We start from the raw sequence: 20,196 nt of genomic DNA on the forward strand, positions 1-20,196 counted from the left end.
CGACGGCGAGCTTCACGCCGACGATGGGCATCAACCTGGGCAGCGGCACGACGCATGTGGGCGGCGACGCGACAGTGCAGATGCTCTCCAGCACCGACACGACGGCCAGCGCCATCGGCAAGGCCTTGAGCATCGCCGGCAGCATTGGTGCGTCCTCGGCCACGGCGACGATGAGCCCGACCGTGTTCGCTCGCACCGGCGCGCAGGTGCTGGACGCCGGCGGTGCTGTCCTCGTCGAGGCCCGCCACAACCACGACGGCACGGCTGCCACCGGCCAGGACACCACCGCCACGGCCAAGGCCTCGGCGGGCAGCGCCCTCGTCAGCGGCACGGGTGCGTCCGCCTCGGCCACGGCGGCCGCCAATGTCGACGCCACCGTCGGCGCCGGCGCCAAGCTGACGGCCGGCGGCTCGGTCAAGGTGCTGGCCGACGGCGCCAACATCGCCACCGGCGACACCTCGGGCCTGGGCGCCGCTGGCCTGATCGGCTTCGGCAAGTCGACCAGTTCGGCCGTCGTCGGCGGCGGCACGACGGCCGACCTGCGCGGCGGTGTCGGCGGCTCTACATCCATCAACGTCGTTGCCCAGGGCAAGAACGTGGCCGTGGCCGAGGCTGCGGCCTCCGGCGCGGCGGGCCTGGGTGGCGTCAGCGGCGGCAGCGCGACGGCACGCTCCAACAGCGGCGTGCTGGCCGGCATGGGCGACGGCAGCGTCGCCAGCAACGCGCTCAGCACGGGCGCCGTGCTCGTGGACGCGCTCTCCAGCGCCGATGCCGACGCCAAGGGCAAGGCCTTCTCCTTCGGCTTCGCCGGCGCGGTGGGCATCATGAGTGCCACCAGCCAGGTCAGCCCGGCCGTGACGGCCGAGGTGCGCGGCACCACCGGCGTGACCGGCAACGGCATCACCGTGCGCGCCCGCCACAACCAGGGCGGCGAAGACAGCACGGCGGTTGCCGACGCGGCCGGCGTGAGTGGCGGCGTGTCCATCGGCGGCGCCAGTGCCGACGCGACGGCCGCGGCCGACACCAAGGCACTGACCGGCAATGCGACCAGCTTCGACGCCGGCAACCAGGGTGTCTCCGTGCTCGCAACGGCGAACAACGTCGTCACTGGCACGGGCGAATCCTTCAACGGCGCGCTGGGCATCTCGGCCGGCGTCGTGTCGGCGGCGGCGCGTTCCGGTGGCATCACGGAGGCCACCAGCGGTGCCGACGTGCAGGCCGGCTCGCTGACCGTCCAGTCCACCGCGACCCAGACCGGCGACGCGACCGCCGAAGGCGCGGCCGGCGGCCTGCTGGCGGCCGGCACCGGCGCGGGCGTGACGACCACCGTCAACCCCGACGTGCGTGCGGGCCTGGGCGACGGTGCCGTCATCGACGTGGCCGGCGCCATCAATGTGAGTGGCAGCGCGACGACCGATGCCGATGGCACGGCCAAGGGCGTGGCCGTGTCGGCCGGGCCGTCGCTGGGCTTGTCCAAGTCCGACGTCACGCTGGCGCCGACGATGACGCTGCGCGTGGGCACCGGCGTCAACGCGACGACGCACTCGGCCAACACCGGCGACATCAACTTCTCGCTCAGCCACAACAACGGCAGCACCCAGGGCGGCGGCGCCACGGCGACGGCCTTCGCGGCCGGTGGCGGTATCGCGGCCGGCGGCGGCGCCGACGCGACGGCAGCGCTCAACTACAACATCAACACGACGACGGGCACCGGTGTGACGCTGAACGCAGCGCGCGGCGTGGCCTTCACCACGCTGGCCGGTGCGCATGTGGACGCCAATGGCGACGCGCGCGGCTTCGGCCTGGTGGGCGGCCTGGGTGGTGCGCTGTCCAATGCCACCGCCAACGGCACCGTGAGCCAGGTGCTCGGCGCCGTCAGCGGCACGCAGGGCATCGACTTCAAGGTCGAGACGTCGGCCAACCACGTCGTCGACGCCACGTCCAAGGCTTCCGCGCTGGGTTTGCTCGGCGCCGGCCAGCTCAACTCGGCGACGGCCAGCTTCACGCCGACGTTCACGGCCAACCTGGGCGGCGGCGGCAGCCTCAACGTGGGCCGCGATCTCATCGTCAATGCGATCTCGCTGGCCGACACGACGGCCACCGCCACCGGCGCGGCCGTGGGGGCTGGCATCAGCATGGGTGGCTCGATCGCGTCCGCGACGATGAGCCCCAGCGTCAACGCGCTGACGGGCAACGAGACGGCCAATGTGGGCCGCAACATCAACATCCACGCTGGCCACAACCATGACGGCGCGGGTGCCAGCAGCCAGAACACGACGGCGTTGGCGCGCAGCTCCTCGGGTGGCGGCCTGCTGGGCGCCACCGGCGCCGCGTCAACGGCCAATGCCAATGCCGCGACGACCGCGCGCAGCGGTGCCGGCAGCGTGCTGACGGCGGGTGGCTCGATCAGCATCCATGCCGACGCGGCGAACGTCGCCAACACCGAGACCTCGGGCGTGTCGATCAGCGCACTGGTGGCGGCCGGCAAGTCCGTCGCCATCTCCAACGCGAACGGCGCGACGACGGCCGAGATCGCCGGCGGCTCGGGCGGCAGCAGCTTTGTCGACGTGCGCGCCCTGGGCCATAACTATGCCGACGCCAAGGCCAACGCCTCGGGTGGCGGCCTGGGTGCGGGCGTCAACAGCGGCGACGCCACGGCCAAGGCCAACGGCACCGTGACGGCCGGCGCGGGCAACACCAGCTCGGCCAGCACCGTCAACAGCTCGGGCTCCATCACCATCCTGGCGTTGTCCGAGATGGACGCCAATGCGCAGGCGCGTGGCCTGTCGGTCGGGCTTGTCGGCGCGGTCGGCCTCATGTCGGCCAATGCCGATGTGTCGCCCACCGTCATCAACCTTGTGCAAGGCACGACGACGCTGAGTGGGCAGGGCGTCAATGTGCTGTCCCAACACAACCAGGGCGGCCAGAGCGCGCGCGCCAAGGCTGACAGCGCCGGCATCGGTGCCGGCGTCAGCGTGGCAAGCGCCACCTCGGTGGCCAAGTCGGGTGCCAACACCAGCGCGACGACCCAGGTCAACGCAACGCTGAACGGCAATGGCGGCGTTGCCACCGTGCAGGCCCTGGCCAACAACCTCGTCAATGCCGACGGCTCGGCCCTGGGCGGCGGCGGCGCGGCGCGCGGTGCGATGACGGCCACGTCCACATCCACCGGCACGACGGCCGCCACGAGCGCGGCCAAGGTCAACGGCGGCGGTCTTGTCGTCGACGCGACGGCCAACCAGAACTCCACGGCCACCAGCTCGGCCGCCACCGGCGGCCTGATCGTGGCCAGCTCGGGCGCCAAGTCGACCAGCTCGGTCACGCCCACCGTCACGGCCGGCATCGGCGCCGGCGCGGTCATCGACGTGAACGGCGCGGTCAGTGTGGGTGCGAATGCGAACACCACGTCCACCGGCACGGCTGATGGCGTGCAGTTCACCGGCGGTATCGGCGCGGGCGGCTCGGTCGCCGACGTCGACATCAATCCGACGATGACGGTCAACATCGGCAACAACGCCCGCATCACGACGCATGGCGGCAACGGCAATGTGCAGATGGCGTTGCGCCTGAACAATGGCGACGTCAATGCGGGCAAGGCCACGGCGCGCTCCAGCGCCAGCGGCGGCGCGGGCGCGATCTCGGTGTCGGGCAGCAGCTCGACGGCCGATGCGACAGCCAACCTGACCAACAACACCGGCTCGGGTGTCGTCTTCAACACCTCGGGCAATGTCCGCTTCGACACGCTGTCGGGCCTGACGGCCGATGCGCTCGGCGACAGCCTCAACCTGGGCCTGGTCGGCGCGGGCGGCATCGCCAAGTCCAGCGCCACCATCGGCGGCACGACGAACGCGCTGACCGGTGGCATCTCCGGCAACGTGGGCGGCGATCTCGTCATCAACGCCAGCAGCAACTACGCCGCGGTCTCCAACACCGACGGCTCGGCCTTCGGCCTGCTGGGCTCGGGTGGCTCGAACACGTCCAACGCCATCGTCACGCCGACGATCAACGTCGGCATCGGCTCGGCCGCCAACATCGACGCCGGCCGCGACGTCATCATCCAGAACGTCTCGACGGGTGACGCCGATGCGCGCACCGACGGCGTATCCGTCGCCGGCCTCGGCTCCTTCGCCGGCTCGGCCGCCACCGCCCGTGTGCGGCCCGACATGGACACCACCGTCGGCGGCGACGTCGGTGCCGGCCGCAACTTCAACGTGCTGGCCAGCCACAACCACAACGGCGGCGGCGCCAGCGGCCAGGATGCGCGTGCCTATGCCAACGCCTCCGGCGGCTCCTTCGGCTTCAGCGGCGTGGGCGCCGACAGCCTGGCCCAGGCCTCGGCCGACATGACGACGACGCTGGGCGGCGCCGGCTCCGACCTGACCGCCGGCACCGGCGACTTCACGGTGACGACCCGCTCCGGCAACGTCGCCGATGCCGAGGGCTACGGCCTGTCCATCGGCGGCCTGCTGGGCAAGGGCAACGCCCGCGCTGACAGCATCGCCGGCGGCACGCTGACCAGCGCCCAGAACAACACCTACACCAACGACAACCAGACGACGACCATCGCGGCCGGCACCGGCATCGCGGCCGGCGGCAATGTCGCCGTCGACAACATCAGCGACCAGGGCGCGGCGACCGACACGACGGCCCCGGCCGGCGGCCTGATCGGCGTTGCAGCCAACGATTCCAACGCCATCGTCGCGCGCAACCTGACGACATCCATGCTCGGCAGCGGCATCACGGCCGGCGGCAACATCCTGCTCGGCGGCGCCACCAGCGGCGGGGCCCGTGCCACGTCGGATGCCACGTCCTTCGGCCTGGTATCGGTGGGCAAGGCGGTGGCCAACGCGCGCGTCACGCCGACGGTCGCGACGACGGCCGGCGGCGTGCTCGACGCCGGCGGTCGCATCACCATCCGTGCCCAGCACGACGGCTCCCAGGGCGCCGTCGCCAAGGGCGAGGCGGCTGGCGGCAGCGGCTTTGCCAGCATCAATGGTGCCGACACGGCAGCGGCCACGGCCGCCGCGGTCAGCGCCGAGATCCGCAACGGCGCGTCGGTGAATGCCGACGGCGGCACCGAGGTGCTGTCCGCGGTGTCCGACAAGGCCAGTTCGCGCGCCGACGGTGAGGCGTATTCCTTCGGCGTCGCCATCGGCACGACCGATGCCCGCGCCGACGCCACGTCCAGCAGCCGCGCAACGGTGGGCAATGCGCAGGTCACCGGCGCCAGCCTGACCGTCGACGCCGCCGGCGGCGGCCGCGGCGCGGCCACCTCGGTGGCCACGACGGGCGGCCTGCTGGTGTCGGGCAACGGCGCGGCACCGGTCGTCAACGTCAACCCGAACATCAAGGCCGAGCTGACCGGCGGCGCCAATGTCGACGTCGGCGGCAATGTCGCCATCCGCGCCCACGGCAATGCCGAGGGCGATGGCGTGGCCGACGGCTCCTCCTTCGCCGGCCTGGGCACGGCCAGCATCTCCACGGCCGACATCAACATCAACCCGACCGTGCATGCCGACATCGCGGCCGGCGCGCATGTGAAGGCCGGTGGCAGCGTGCAGGTCAAGGCCGACCAGGGCCAGACCGTCGGCACCGGCGACACGACCTTCGGCGCCGGCAGCGTCAACACCGGCAGCAATGTCATCACGCTCAACGGCGACCACGGCCTGACCACCGGCGACACGGTCACCTACAGCATCGGCCTGAACGGCAATGGCGCCGTCGGTGGCTTGGTGGACGGGCGCAACTACCAGGTCATCGTGCAGTCGGACACCGCCGTCAAGCTGGGCTCGGTGTTCAAGTCGACGACGGTCGACGCGGCGCGCGACGAGATCAAGTTCGACGTCGAGCATGGCTTCGTCGATGGCCAGCGCGTCATCTACCACTCGGCCGGCAACCCGGCCATCAGCGGCCTGGCGGACGGCCAAACCTACTTCGTGCGTGTCATCGACCCGCAGACCATCAAGCTGGCCACCAGCCTGGGTGCGGCCACGTTGGCGCCCAAGAGCTTCCTCAGCGGCGCGGTGGACGCGACGAACGACCGCATCACCGTCAACAGCCACGGCTTCGCCGACGGCCAAGCCGTCACCTACCGCACGGCGGGCGCCGAGCAGTTCGAAGGCTCGGCCGTCGAGGCTGACGGCGCCGACCTGATCACGGTCAACAGCCACGGCTTCAACACCGGCGACCAGGTCAAGTACACGCTGCGCGACATCGTCATCGAGAGCCCCAACAAGCCGCCCGCCGCCATCACCGGCCTGGCGGGCGATGGCACCTACTACGTCATCCGCGTCGACGCCAACCACATCAAGCTGGCCACCACCTCGACGAACGCGACCAACGGCACGGCCATCGACATCAGCAACACGGCCGAGTCCGCGGCCAGCGGCCATGTGCTGACGCGCATCGGCGCGGCGCCCTTGTCCGGCCTCGTCAGCGGCAACACCTACTACGTCAAGTTCGTCGACGCCAACACCTTCCAGCTCGCCGCGACGGCGGGCGGCGCGGCCATCAACATCGGCGCGGGCGGCGGCAAGCACACCATCGGCGTCGAGGGCATCGAGCTTTCGGGCGCTTCCACCACGGGCATGCACCAGCTCGAGGTCGACATCACCAGCACCGGTACCGGCAACGGCCACCAGCTGCTGGGCGCGGGCGGCGCGCTGCAGCTCGTCAACAGCGTCATCGACAACGGCGTGTCCAGCGGCAAGACCACGGGCGCGGCGGGCTCGCTGTTCTTCGGCCTGAAGGGCTCGGACTCCCACGTCGACGTGGTCACCAGCGTGCACGCCAATGTGGGCGACAACGCGGTCGTGCAGGCCGGCGGTGACATCACGCTGGATGCCTTCTCCGCCGCCAACGGCGCGGGCACGGCCGGTTCGTCGGGCGGCGCCTTCATCGCCGTCGGCTACTCCGAGGCCTATGTCAATGCGACGCAGACCGTGCAGGCCAACGCCGGCACCGGCGCGCAGCTGACATCCGGCGGCTCGGTCAACCTGCTGTCCAAGAGCACGCAGAACGGCACCATCGACGCCAACTCCAAGGGCGGCGGCTTCATCAACAGCTCCGACGTGTCGGGTGGCGTCCAGCTCAACCACAGCACGACATCGGGCATCGGCGACGGCGGCAGCATCGTCGCCGCGCACAATGTCAGCATCGAGGCCGAGTCGCGGTTCGACGGCGACGTCTACGGCAAGGCCTCCAGCGGCGGCTTCGGCGCGGGGTCGGACACGGATGTCTACTGGCGCGTCGGCAGCAGCGGCAGCCAGCAGCAGACGGCGGTCAACGTCGGCAACAACGCTGTGGTCAAGGCGGGCGACGACATCACCCTCGACGCAGCCATGACGCACGCCAAGAGCCGCGTCAGCGCCGATGCCTACTCGGCCGCGGTGGGTGCCAACCCCGACTCGCATGCCTACACGCGGATGTTCTCCGACGCGACGGTCAACGTCCGCGCGGGCGCTCTCGTCAGCTCGCTGGAGAACATCAACCTCGGGGCCTCGCACGGTGGCCTGAACGCCTACTCCTACTCCGAAGGCGAGGCCGACGCGGCCGGTGGCGACACCGACGTCGACCTGCAGATCGAGCACCGCCTCAATTCCCTCATCAACGCCGAGGCGGGCGCCACCTTCGAGACTCATGCCCTGGACGTCAACGCCGACCTCGGCAGCTACTCCACCAGCTACCGCTACGTGAAGGACGGCGCCTGGGTGGACGACGGTGACGTCAACGTCGGTACGCCGCACACCTACAACCAGCACATCGACTTCAACGCCGATGCCCGCCTGGCTTCCGGGCCCAACCCGGTGCTGCTGGTCGACCCGGCCGGCAATGTCGTCACGGCGCAGAACGTGACGGTCAACAACACGGCCGGCGTCGTCATCGTCAACGACATCGCCAACACCAGCGTCGGCACGGCCAACTTCCGCGCCGACGGCGTGCTGGACACCGACCCCAACCACCCCGACGTGCAGCCCGGCACCATCGCCGGCACGCAGTCGACCTTCACCTTCGTCCACACCTTCAACCGCATCACGCTGACCAACCAGTCGGCCAAGGACCTGCGCATCAACAACATCGCGCCGGTCAACACGACGGCGGTGCCGCAGGTGCACATCGACGTCGACAACGTGAGCGGCCCTGCCGGCGACCCGACGCCGTTCGAGTTCAGCATCCGCCACAGCTATGGCGCGACCGAGCTGCTGATCCGCAACACCAGCACCAACCCGGGTGCCGACATCCAGCTCAACGGCGTCATCGACAACCCGCTCGGCTCCACGCTCATCGCCGCTGTTGGCGGCAGCGTCGTGCCCTTCAGCCCCGGCGCCCTGGTGCGCACCAACACTGCAGCACTGAGCGCGGGCGGCACCATCGGCCTGAGCAACCAGCGCCTGGAGCTGGAGCTGGTGCAAAGCGCCGGCAAGGACGCGACGCTGACCAGCACCTCTGGCGGCAGCACCTTCCTTGGCATCCGCGGCCTGCTGCGCGACCCGGCGGCCGGCAACTTCACGCTCAGCCTCGGCAATATGTCGGCGGGTGGCGAGCTGAACCTGCTGCTGCGCGAAGCCAAGAAGCAGGTCACCGTCAACGGCGTGCCGCCGACTTACCAGGTCCAGGTCAACATCGACCAGGTCAGCACCGGCACTGACCTGGGCACGACGAACTGGATCCGCCACTTCCGCCCCGACCAGGCCGGCAATGCCATCGTCGACTTCCCCGTCGGCTACTTCGGCACCGGCAACACGGCGATCTCGTCCACGACCTCCATCGGCAAGCTCGATGCGGGCACGGACCTGTCCGTCATCGCCCAGACGCCTTCGCAGCGCATGGACCTGTTCCAGCGCAACACCTGGATTGCAGGCGCCAACGCCACCATCCGCAGCAATGGCGACGTCACGCTGCCCAGCACCGTGCAGACCGGTACCGGCAATCTGTCGGTGCAGAGCCTGGACAACTCCGTCTACGCCGACCACCTGATCGCCGGTGGCAACGCCACGGTGACGGCCGCGCTGGACATCTCCCACGTGCTGGCTGCCTACGCCCACACCTGGATCGCCCTCTACACCGACAACCTGCTGACCGCGGGTGGCGCGGCGCAGCTGACGGCGGGCCGCGACATCACGCTGCCGCGCATCGTCCAGGCCTCCGGCAACGTCGGCATCCAGGCCGGCCAGCAGGTGCTGGCGCCGGCATCGATCTGGTCCCAGTACGCCGACGTGAGCATCACCAGCTCCAACGGGTCGGTGCAGGTCGACCACGTCATCGCGGGCAGCGACGTGAGCATCACGGCCACCCAGGGCACGATCTCCAACGTGACCGGCGGCATGGCCGGCACGCGCATCAACGCCTTCCCGAACAACCTCGTCACGGCGGGTGACAGCATCACCATGCTGGCCGGCGGCGACATCACGCTGCCCCGGCTCGTGCTGGCCCTGGCCGGCCCGATCAGCATCACCTCCACGGGCGGCAGCGTGCTGCTGGCGCAGGTGCAGGCGGACAACAACGACGTCACCATCTCCGCCGCCCAGGGTGGCATCCAGGAGATCGGCAGCGATGCGGCAGCCGACGTGCTGGGCATCAACCTGCGCCTGACGGCCGGCGGTGGCGGTATCGGCAGCGGCGCGAATGCGCTCGAGATCGACTCCTCGCGCCCCAGCCACGGCAATGTCTGGGCGCTGGCGGATGGCTCCATCTACATGACCGAGGTCACTGGCGACCTCAACCTCGACCGCGTGCGCTCCACCAGTGCCGACGTCGAGCTCAAGGTGCTGGCGGGCGACTTGCTGGACGACCTGTCCGACCTGGCCGCCGACATCGAGGGCAACAACCTCACGCTGACCGTCAGCGGCAGCATCGGCAGCTACTACAACGACGTCGAGATCGACAGCCGCTTCAGCGCGGCCGGCGGCTTCGTCACGGCCAGCGGCAACACCGGCGTGCAGCTGACCGAGGTCGTGCAGGCGCTGTATGTGGGCAGCATCATCAGCAGTGCCGGCCAGGTGCGCCTGGCCTCGCGCGACAGCCAGGCCAGTGGCGAGGACATCATCATCGGTGCCGGCCGCACGGTGCAGGCCGGCAGGAGCGTGACGCTCGCGGCGGGCGATGACCTGACGATCAACGGCACGGTGACGGCGGGTGACCGCCTGTTCCTGAACGTCGACTATCACAGCGCTGATGCGGCTGGCGGCGTGGCCACGATTGGCGGCACGGTGACGGGCGACCGGCCTGAACTCGCAGGTGACGACCAGGACGACGTCCTCGACGTCTCCGCCCAGTCCCAGGGCTGGACGGTCTACGGCCGCGGCGGCAACGACAACCTCAACGGGGGCTCCGGCGCCGACGACCTCTACGGTGGCGCTGGCGTCGACAACATCGCCGGCTCCGGCGGCGACGACTTCATCGACGCCGGCAGCGGCGCGGGCGGCACGCTGGACGGCGGCACCGGCAATGACCGCATCTACGGCAGCGACGACGGCGGCGCCCAGGGCGACACCATCCTGGGTGGCGACGGCAACGACCAGATCTGGGCGCTGGGCGGCGCCGACAGCGTCGACGCTGGTGCGGGCGACGACTTCGTCGACGGTGGCTCGGGCGACGACACGATCTACGGCAACAGCGGCAAGGACACCCTCTACGGCGGCCGCGGCAACGACCTCATCCTGGGCCATGGCCCCAACGGCCCGGCCGACGACAGCGCCAGCGACCGCATCTACGGAGAGCAGGGCGACGACGAGTTGCACGGCAACGGCGGCGAAGACATCGTCGACGGTGGCTTCGGTGCCGACCGCCTCTTCGGCGAGGCCGGCGACGACGAACTCAACCAGGGCTATGGCCAGGGCGGCAGCATCGACGGCGGCGCGGGCAACGACCTGCTCGTCGGCTCCAACGACGGCGACGACACGCTGCTGGGCGGCGACGGCGAGGACCGCCTGCAAGGCCTGGCCGGCAACGACTCGCTGAACGGCGGCACGGGTGCCGACATCATGGAAGGCGGGGAGGGCGACGACCTGCTCGAAGGCGGCGCGGGTGCCGACCTGATGACGGGCGGCGCCGGCAACGACGCGCTCTACGGCCACTCGGTCAGCGGCAGCGGCGACGACACGGCGGCCGACTACCTCTACGGCGACTTCGGCAGCAACGGCAACGAGCCCGGCTCGGGCCGCGACAAGCTCTATGGCCAGGGCGGCAACGACCTGCTCTTCGGCGAAGGCGGCGACGACCTCATCGAGGGCAACGCCGGCATGGCCGTGCCCGAAACAGGTGGCGGCACGACCAACCTGATCGACTTCGGCGGCGCGGGCGACGACTCGGCCTTCACCGGCACCGTCACCGCCACGCCGGCGCCTGCCGTCGTGCCGGTGGACGACACCAGCCCGCGCGCGGCCGGCACGCTGCCGGATGGCGTCGTGGGCAGCGGCCGCTGGGCCGACCTGAACGGCAGCTCGGCAGACTCCGCGGCCCTGCGTGGCCTGGCCGGCGATATCGGCCTGTCGCAAGACCCGGCCGTCGCGGTGGGCGCCAGCGGCGAACGCTACGTTGCCTGGAGCGACAGCCGCAACGGCAATCTCGAGATCTACGTGGCCAAGCATGACGGCACGCAGTGGGTCATGCTGGGTGGCAGTGCCGCGCAGGGCGGCGTGTCGGCCAGCACCTCGGCGGCATCCGCCAAGCCGACGCTGATGGTTGACGGCACAGGTGCGCCCATCGTCGCCTGGACGGAGACGCTGGCCAACGGCAGCCACGACATCGTCGTCAGGCGCTGGGACGGCAGCGCCTGGGTGAGCCTGGGCAACGCGACCGGCACCGGCACGGCCCTGCAGGCCAAGCTGGTGGCTACCAACAACGGCCCGGTCCTCGTCTTCACCGGCGGCACGGCAGCCAACCCCGAGTTGTTCGCCAAGATCTACACCGGCGGCAGCTGGGTCACGCTGGGCACGCAAGCGGCCAACGGCCTGGCCACGGGCACCGAGTTGCGCGACTTCAGCGTCACGGCCAGCGGCAACAAGGTTGCCATTGCCTACTCGGCCGTGCAGACCGGCGGCACGCTGCGCCAGGTCTACGTCACCGAGTTCACGCCCGGCGGCACGCCGAGCACGGGCACCTGGGCGGGCCTGGCCGGCTCCAACACCGGCACGGGCGTCAGCGGTGGCGCGGTGGTCAAGGCGGCCCTCGGCCTCGACACGACCTGGCACGCCCAACCCAGCGTCGCCTACTTTGGCGGCAGCCTCTTCGTTGCCTGGCAGGCCTGGGCCGACCAGGGCGCCACTGTCGTCACGGCCCAGCTCGGCGCCGGTGGCGTCACCGTGCGCGACGTCATCAAGGACCAGAGCCGACCCGGCCTGCCGCAGCTCGCGGCCGGCGGTACGTCGCTGCGCCTGGTGTGGGTCAACACCCCATTGGCCGACGCGGCCAGCAGCCTGTTCGAGCGCCAATGGAATGCCACGACGCAGCACTTCGAGGAAGTGTTGCCAGGCCAGGCCAGTGGCGTAGGCGCCGGCAGCGGTATCAGCCAGACCGGTGGCGAGCCCCAGCAGCTCGCGCTCGCGGTGGACGGCAGCGGCAAGGCCGTGCTGGCCTGGGCGGATGCCAGCGTCGGGTCTCCTGAAATCCTCGTGCGTGCCGATGCGGCACCGGTCAGCCGTGTGTTCACGGCCACCAGTGGCAACACGGTACAGAACATCCTCGACGCGCAGACCCTGGGGGCGGGCGACGTCATCGTCGTCAACGGCAGCCTGGGTGGCTTCACGGTGTCGGCGCTGGATGCCGGCGTGACGATCTGGGGCGCGGCCGGCAGTGCCATCACCGGCGCCGTGACGGTCAACGGCTCAGGCGTGACGCTGCAGAACCTCAAGCTGCAGTCCACGCTGACGATCAATGGCAACGACGCCGGCGTCAGCGACTCCAGCGTGACCGGCGCGGTCAGCGTGGCGGGGGGCCAAGGCGCCCGCTTGTTCGGCAACAAGTTCAGCGGCGGCGTCAGCATTGCCGCCGGCGTGCAGGACACCAGCCTGCGCTTCAACACCATCTCGGGCGCCGTCGGCCTGCTGCTGGACAGCGCCACCGGCGTGCAGATCCGCGACAACGCCATCAGCGGCAGTACGGCCGCGCTGCGCATCGTCAGCGGCTCCGCGGCCAGCGGCCGCATCGCGGGCAACACCTTGGTTGCCACCGGCACCGCAACCGGCCTCGATCTGCTGGCCACGTTCACGGGCCTCATCGAGACCAACCGCGTCCAGGGCGGCGCGCTGGGCATCAACTACGCGGCGGCCAACCAACTGGCCGGCAACACTGTCAGCGGCGCCACCGTCGGACTGAAGAGCAGCCTGACGGGCAATGCGGCCCTGGGCTGGGTCGGTGCGTCCGTCGACCGCCCCAACACCTTCGAGACCAATGCCACCGGCGTGCAGCTGCTGAGCGGCGCGCTGATGCAAGGCCAGGTCGTGCGCGGCAACACGGTGGGCGTCACCGGCGCCGGCCAGATCGGCGGCGAGACGCTGGAGCACGCCAACCTCATCGAGGCCAACACCACCGGCGTGAATGCCTTCACCGGCACCATCCAGTTCAACCGCTTCTCGGCCAACTGGACCGCGATCAACGCGGCCAACGAGCAGCGCATCCTGCACAACCTGTTCTATCGCAACACGCAGGTCGGCATCGAGATCAACGGCAAGAGCGACGTGCGGGTGTTCAACAACACCTTCTACGCCGTCACCGGCGACAACCTGCGCTCGGAAGGCGGCAGCACCGAAGTCGAGGTGCAGAACAACCTGATGTGGGCCATGGGCGGCTACGACCTGTTCGTGGCCAACGACAGCCGCTACGGCTTCTACTCGGACTACAACAACCTGTTCGCCTCCGGCACCGGCAAGGTCGGCTTCTGGACCAAGGACTTCACCGACATCGTCGACTGGCAGGCCGACATCGCCAAGTTCGACCTGCACTCCATCGGCGCCACGGTCGTCAACCCGACCTGGGCGCAGCCCGAGTTCGTCAGCCTGCTGGGCGACGACTTCCGCCTGCGTGAGCCGGTGGCGCTGCAGCGCTTCAGCTCGCCCGGCATCGACATGGGCAATGTGCTGGTGGACAACGGCCGCAACCCTGCCGACCAGAACCTCATCGCCAACGCCGGCTTCGAGGCCGGCCTGACCGGCTGGGACGTCAACGCCGGCTCGCAGGCCTACACGCCGGCCGCCAATGCAACCCAGTCCTACGAGGGCAGCAACTTCTATTTCGCCGGCAGTGTGGCCGGTGGCTTCGCGCGCCAGACCTTCACGCTGGCGCAGCTCGGCATCACGGCCGCGCAGGCCGACAGCCAGGACATCGAGCTGCTGTTCGGCGGCCGCATCCGCATGGGCATCGAAAGCCCGGTGGACAGCGGCGAGGTGCAGCTGACCTTCCGCAACGCCGTGGGCGACGTCATCGCAACGGCCTCGGCCAAGGCCAGCGGCACGACCAACCGTTGGGAGCTCGTCGGCCAACGCGCCGAGGTGCCGTTCGGCACGCGCTCGGTGGAATACGTCTACAAGACCAACCGCCTCACTGGCGGCAACGCCGACGGCTATTTCGACCAGGCCTTCCTCTACAAGATCACCGAGAACCAGGCCAGCGACATCGGCGGCTACGGCCATGCCGCCACCGACGTGCCGCTGACGGGTTCGCCGCGCATCAACCTGCGCAGCCCCGACCTCTACATCGACTGGGAAAAGTTCAAGCCGTTGAACATCACCTGGGAGACCTTCGGCAACGCCGACGACTCGCCGGTGCGCATCGACGTCTACCAGGACACGGCGGACGGCCCGAAGTGGGTTGCCAACGTCGTCAGCGCGACGCCGGACTCCGGCCAGTTCACCTGGATCCCGGGCAACAGCGGCATCGACTACAACACCCACGGCCTGCGCATCCAGATCAGCCTGGTGACGAACGCGGCCGTGCTGGACCGCAGTCAGGAAACCTTCACGGTGCCCGAGGACGGGCTGACCTACTGGGTCAACGACGGCTCCACCACCGGTGACGAGTACGCCACCGCCGCTGGCGACAACCGCAATACCGGCAAGTCGGCCGGCTCGGCCAAGCCCAACCTCACCAACCTGTTCCGCGCCTACGACCTGCAGGCCGGCGCGACGCTCTACGTCGACACCGGCAACTACGCCTTCCTGGAATCGCTGACGCTGTCGGGCACCGCCACGCGCGGCTTCGGCATCGACGAGGGCTTCGTCATGACCGGCCCGACCCAGGCCGGCCACACCGCGTCGCTGTTCCCCATCGTGCCCAACGAGCGCACCTGGGCGCTGCTGGACCTGTCCGACACCGACTTCGTCACCGTCAGCAACCTGCAGCTGCGTGATGCCAACCGAGGGTTGCTGATCACCGGCGGCGCGGAGGCCGTGGAGCTGGACAACATCGAGGCCTTCGGCCATGTGAACGAAGGCATCTACGGCAGCCAGATCAATGCACCGCTGGCGACCTGGACGGGCCTCAACGTGCACGACAACGGCCAGACCGGCCTGTATGTCTCCGGCACGCTGGGCGGCATCGATAAGCTCACCTCCACGCACAACCGTGGCTACGGCGGCCTCTTTGCCGACACCAGCCTCGGCTTCCTGACCAACTCGCAGCTGATCGACAACACCGGCTACGGCGCCTACCTCTACTACCCCGGCGCCACGCGTATCCAGGGCAACCTCTTCCAGGGCAACAGCAGCACCGGCCTGGTAGACAACATCGGTGGCAGCACGCAGGCCCTGGTGGGCGGCGCCATCGGCTCGGGCCTGGGCAACCGCTTCCTGAACAACGTCAACGGCGGCGCCACCTTCAGCGGCAATGCGCTGGTGCAGGGCAACGTGGCCAGCGGCAACCTGGGCGCCGGCAACTACGGCATCGGCATGAGCGGCGGCGAGGCGCGAGAGAACGTCATCTACGGCAATGCCAACGGCCTGTACATGTACAGCGGCACGGCCACGAACAACCGCATCTACAACAACGTCAACTTCGCCAACAACACGGGCTACGGCCTGTGGCTGTCCAGCGCCACGGCCGCGGGCAACACCGTCTACAGCAACGGCGTGGGCATCTACAGCCAGGGCAACAGCGTCCTGCGCAGCAACCTGACCTATGCCAACAACCTGGTCGGCGTGCAGCTCAACGGCAGCGCGCCCCAGGTCATCGGCAACACGGTCTACCAGACCACGGGCGACGCCATTCAGCTGTACGGCTCGGCCAGCAGCGCCAAGTTCGTCGACAACATCCTGTGGGCCGGTGCTGGGGGCGTGGCCCTCAACGTCGACTCGAATTCCCAGATCGGCTTCACGTCCAACTTCAACATCTTCCAGGGTGCCGTCGGCATCTGGCAGGGCACGCAGCGCCCGACGCTGACCGCCTGGCGCCAGGCCAACTTCCAGGACCTGGACAGCCAGGCCACCAACCCGTTGTTCGTCGACATCGACGGCGCCGATGCCAAGCTCGGCTACTTCAGCGTGGCCAGCGATGGCCGCGACGACGACTTCCACCTGCAGAGCACGCAGGGCAGCTTCCACGGTGCGTCGCTGGCGCCCGTCGTCGGCGCGGGCGGCCTGCCCACGCTGCTGACCGGCACGCTGACCAACGACGCCCAGGACAGCCCCGGCATCGACCGCGGCGCGCTGGACCAACCCTTTGCCCAGGAGCCCGCTCCGCGCGGTGGCTACGTCAACATCGGTTCGGATGGCGACACCATCTACGCCTCGCTCAGCCCGGCCGTCTACGTGCGCGTCATGACGCCCAACGGCGGCGAAACCGTGGCCGAAGGCGAGAAGTTCACCGTGCGCTGGCGCTCGGACGGCTTCACCGGCAACGTCAACCTCGACCTCAGCCTGGACGGCATCACCTGGCAGTCCCTGGCCGCGGGCGAGGCCAACGACGGCATCTACGACTGGACGCCGGCCACCGGCCAGTTCCCGGGCGGCGACTACTACCTGCGCGTCAGCTCCGCCACCCAGCCGGCCGTCAACGACCGGTCGGACGCGACCTTCCACCTCGCCTCCACCGTCACCGTCTTCTACGTCAACGACAGCTCGACCACCGGCGACGAGTACACGACGGCCATCGGCGACGACGCCAACGACGGCCGCAGCGCGTCCAAGCCCAAGGCCTCCCTGCAGGCCCTGCTGAACGCCTACGACTTCAAGCCGGGTGACCTCATCCTCATCGATACCGGCCTCTACAACTCGTCGACCAACCTGCTCGTCGACGCACAAGACAGCGGCGTCGTCATCCGCGGCGCGGTCGGCCACGCCTCCATTCTGAACCGCGGCAACACCAACAGCGGCCAGTACGCCTTCATCCTGGGTACCGGCGCGACGGACGTGACGCTGGACCGCGTGACGCTGACCGGCGGCCAGTACGGCTTCGTCGTCGGCGACAACTCGACGGCCCACCGCTTCGTGCTGAGCAACAGCGAAATCCTGGGCAACAGCTCGGGCGGCATCTGGGTCGGCCAGAACGTCGACGACGGCAAGGTCCTCAACAACATCGTCCACGACAACGGCAACAACACCGGCATCTACGGCCAGTACACGACCCGCCTGCTCATCAGCGGCAACGAGGTCTACAACCAGAGCACCGGCATCTACACCTACTCGGCGGGCGACGAGGCCAGCGACGGTGCGACCATCATCGGCAACCAGGTGCACGATGTCAGCACCGGCATCCAGCAGTACTACGAAGGCTGGATCAAGAACAACATCGTCTGGGCCGCCAGCACCGGCATCGGCGCCTACAGCAACTACGACGTCAGCGGCAACACGGCCTGGGGCAACACCACCGGTATCGACGCGTCCAGCGTCTCGGTCACGGGCAACACCCTCTACGCCAACACCACCGGCCTGACCATCTCCAGCCTGGTTGCCAGCAGCAACCGCGTCTACGACAACTCGCTGGGCGTCAACATCAACGGCAGCGCGCTGCTGACCAACAACCTGATCTGGGACAACACCACCGGCGTGCGCATGGCCGGCGGCTACACCGGCAACGAGCAGCAAGGCGTTACCAACAACACCATCGTGCAAAGCGGTGGCACGGCTGTTCTCGTCGAGAACGCCAGCAACGCCCGCATCATCAACAACATCCTCGACCTGCGCGCCGGCGCGACCGGCATCGCGGTCAACCCGAACAGCGAGTCCGGCTACGCCAGCGACTACAACCTGTTCAGGCAGCAGGGCGGCGCCATCCTGACCCGCTGGGAAGGCCGCGACTTCGCGAGCCGCCCCGACTGGGTCTACGAGACCGGCTACGACGTGCACAGCCGCGTCGCCGCCCCCAGCTATGTCGACGAGAACGGCGCTGACAACCGCTTCGGCTGGGATGCCACGGCCATCGGCAGCGCAATCGTGCTGGACGACGGCGATGCCGGCGTCAGCTTCTCCGGCAGCTGGGCGACCGTCACGACCGGCACGCCGGGCTATGGCGCTGACCGCCGCGAGGCCAACGGCAACCAGTACGGCACCGGCAGCAACGAAGCCACCTACACCTTCACCGGCCTGCAGCCCGGCACCTATGTCGTTGCAGCCACCTGGAACAGCACCTCCGGCAACACCGGCAATGCGCCGTACTACTTCTACGACGGCACGGCCACGGCCGCCAACCTGTTGCGCAACATGCGCACCAACCAGGCCACGCTGCCGGCCGATTACGCGGCGGGCGGCGCCAACTGGCGCGACCTGGCCACCATCGTCATCACCGGCAACACGCTGACCGTGCGTGTCAGCGACGCGGCGTCCTACGGCAAGATCGTTGCCGACGCCATCCGCGTGCAGCGCATCGCCGGTGACAGCGGCGCGGACGACGACTTCCACCTGCTGGCCGGCTCGCCCGGCGTGGACGGCGGCGACCCTACCTCACCGTACTTCATCGAGCCGCTGAACAACGGCGCCCGTATCGACCAGGGCGCCTACGGCAACACCGTGGGCGCAACGCAGAGCCCCGCGCCGATGATCCAGGTCAACGGCCCCACCGGCTACGCCAAGCTGACCGTCGGCGAGCCCGCCACCATCGAGTGGCACACGGCCGGCCTGCTGCCCACCGAACCCGTGCTGGCCATCAACGCCGGCAATGCCGGCCCCGTGGCCGGCGGCGAGCTGGGCAACTGGCAGCGCAACGCCTACCAGACCCAGAGCTACAGCTACACCAGCAACACCGACGCGGTGGACCTGACTGGCGTGACCAACCCGGCGCCCACGGCCGTCTACCAGAGCTCCGTCTACGCCAACGGCACCATTGGCCAGGGCCTGAGCTATGCGTTGCCGGTTGCGGACGGCAGCTACGTCATCCGCCTGCACTTCGCCGAGGACTACATCTACACCCAGCCGGGCTACCGCCAGTTCGACATCAAGCTGGGCGGCACGACCGTCGAGACCAACTTCGACATCCGCGCCGCCGCGGGCGCCAACCACAAGGCCGTCGTCAAGGAATACACCGTCACGGCCAGCGGTGGCACGGGCATCAACCTCGACCTCATCACCAAGACCAGCGGCTGGGGCGCCGAGATCAGTGGCATCGAGGTCCAGCGCGTCGTCGCTGGCGGCGATGCGGCGGCCAAGGTCAACCTGCAAGTCAGCCTGGACAACGGCCTGTCGTGGACCAACATCGCCAACGGGCTCTCGATGGACCGTTTCGGCAACGGCCGCACGACCTGGACGCCTGATTTCGCCACCAGCGGCAATACGGCGCTGATCCGCGCCATCGCCGTGCACGGCGACGGCAGCACGGCCGCCATCGACACGTCCGACGAGCCCTTCCTGATCGCCAACGGCGGCAAGGTCTACTACGTCAACGACGGCTCGGTCGCCAACGACGAGTACACGACCGCCGTCGGCGACAACGCCAACAGCGGCAAGGATGCGGCCCACCCGATGGCCAGCCTGTCGGCCCTGCTGCGCGCCTACGACCTCGGCGCGGGCGACACCGTCTTCGTCGACAGCGGCCGCTACAACCTCATCACCAACTTCACGTTGACGGCCAAGGACTCCGGCGTGCACATCGTTGGCGCGCTGCATGGCGTCAGCGAACTCAACCGCGGCAACACCAACGGCAGCCAATACGCCATCAACGTCGCCGGCGCCACCGACGTGACGATCGAGAACCTCAAGCTCAGCGGCGGGCAGTACGGCATCGTCATCGGCGACAACAGCGGCTCCCACCGCTTCGTGCTGAGGAACCTGGAAG

The 20,196-nt window shown here is 69.4% G+C and carries 1 protein-coding gene (cut by both window edges); it reads left to right on the forward strand.

Every position in this 20,196-nt window falls within one protein-coding gene, locus AC07V5_RS24010, for an Ig-like domain-containing protein (protein WP_495118244.1), read on the forward strand. The gene is 41,466 nt long; 12,361 of those nucleotides lie to the left of the window and 8,909 to its right, leaving coding positions 12,362-32,557 in view — codons 4,121 (partial) to 10,853 (partial); the first complete codon in view begins at window position 3. The start codon and the stop codon both lie outside this window.

It is taken from the genome of Roseateles sp. GW821-FHT02E12 (assembly GCF_059421665.1).